The sequence below is a fragment of the Bacillus sp. 16GRE42 genome, assembly GCF_019837435.1.
GTDB classification, from domain to species: domain Bacteria; phylum Bacillota; class Bacilli; order Bacillales; family Bacillaceae_G; genus Bacillus_A; species Bacillus_A wiedmannii.
In genome coordinates this window covers 1-609 of sequence record NZ_JADAXF010000028.1, presented here as the reverse complement: position 1 = coordinate 609, position 609 = coordinate 1, and the positions used below count along the sequence as shown (strand labels likewise).

Sequence of the window (609 nt, the reverse complement as noted above, 5' to 3'; positions counted from 1 at the left end):
CAAATAAGTTAAAATAATTCTTGTCTTAAATGAATATAGTCTGGTAATGATGGCAGAGAGGCCACACCCGTTCCCATACCGAACACGGAAGTTAAGCTCTCTAGCGCCGATGGTAGTTGGGACCTTGTCCCTGTGAGAGTAGGACGTTGCCAGGCAAAATGGAGGATTAGCTCAGCTGGGAGAGCACCTGCCTTACAAGCAGGGGGTCGGCGGTTCGATCCCGTCATCCTCCACCATATATGTCGGAGGGGTAGCGAAGTGGCTAAACGCGGCGGACTGTAAATCCGCTCCTTCGGGTTCGGCAGTTCGAATCTGCCCCCCTCCACCATTCTTAATTAATGGGCTATAGCCAAGCGGTAAGGCAACGGACTTTGACTCCGTCATGCGCTGGTTCGAATCCAGCTAGCCCAGCCATTAAGAGCCATTAGCTCAGTTGGTAGAGCATCTGACTTTTAATCAGAGGGTCGAAGGTTCGAATCCTTCATGGCTCACCATTTTAAATAAATATGCGGGTGTGGCGGAATTGGCAGACGCACTAGACTTAGGATCTAGCGCCTTTGGCGTGGGGGTTCGACTCCCTTCACCCGCACTTTTAATAAAATAACTCAA

Annotated in this window: 5 tRNA genes and 1 rRNA gene; all 6 read left to right on the top strand. The window is 50.2% G+C overall.

From position 1 onward, the window contains the following. Positions 1 to 39: 39 nt before the first annotated feature. The 6 genes from rrf to ILS93_RS28420 all read left to right on the top strand — a co-directional run bounded on the left by rrf (position 40) and on the right by ILS93_RS28420 (position 589). Positions 40 to 155: ribosomal RNA gene (gene rrf / locus ILS93_RS28445) — 5S ribosomal RNA — on the top strand. A gap of 5 nt (positions 156 to 160) precedes the next feature. Further along, positions 161 to 236 (top strand) — tRNA-Val (locus tag ILS93_RS28440). Between the two features lie 8 nt (positions 237 to 244). Beyond that, a tRNA-Tyr gene (locus tag ILS93_RS28435) sits at positions 245 to 328 on the top strand. Between the two features lie 11 nt (positions 329 to 339). Further along, positions 340 to 414, top strand: a tRNA-Gln gene (locus tag ILS93_RS28430). A 4-nt stretch (positions 415 to 418) separates the two neighbouring features. Further along, positions 419 to 494 (top strand) — tRNA-Lys (locus ILS93_RS28425). Between the two features lie 14 nt (positions 495 to 508). Next, a tRNA-Leu gene (locus ILS93_RS28420) sits at positions 509 to 589 on the top strand. The last annotated feature ends 20 nt before the right edge of the window (positions 590 to 609 follow it).